Origin of the sequence: Blautia sp. MSK18_10 (assembly GCF_020553185.1) — a bacterium.
GTDB lineage: Bacteria > Bacillota > Clostridia > Lachnospirales > Lachnospiraceae > Blautia_A > Blautia_A wexlerae.
This window is the reverse complement of sequence record NZ_JAJCGT010000131.1, coordinates 1-415: the sequence shown is the minus strand read 5'-3', so window position 1 is coordinate 415 and position 415 is coordinate 1. Positions and strand designations below refer to the sequence as shown.

At 42.7% G+C, this 415-nt stretch carries 1 protein-coding gene; it reads left to right on the top strand.

Annotated elements, in window-relative coordinates:
• The coding region (locus tag LI074_RS17165) for a hypothetical protein (protein WP_265107689.1) at positions 1 to 333 on the top strand (333 nt) is incomplete at its 5' end.
• Positions 334 to 415: the final 82 nt, after the last annotated feature.

The window sequence follows — 415 nt, the reverse complement described above, 5'->3', positions numbered from 1 at the left end:
GGGAAAAGGTTTGGGGCATGGAGTTATCCAGTAAAAGTAGTAGTAAAGAACGGAATTCCCACAGAGAGGGTGAAGATTAAAACTGTAAAAACAAGTAAAGGAGCTGTGGCTGTAACAGTTGGCGTACCAAAAGGATTTGCAAGAGCAGATATGGAACTGAGATCTACAGGCGGAACCACCGTATATAAACGGAACAATCGGACAACCTATACAAGGATTACAGGCGTGAAGCCCGGAACCTATACTCTGAGAGTCCGCCCATGGGCCAAAACTAACGGAAGGAAAGCTTACGGAGACTGGGTATCCTGGGGAAGAAGAATCAGGGTAAAATAAAAAGAAACAGGCAACTGCCCCTTGTTTAGAAAAGTTTAAATTGGTTTGAGAAAGAGAAAAGTAAATTCTGTAAAGTTGACTT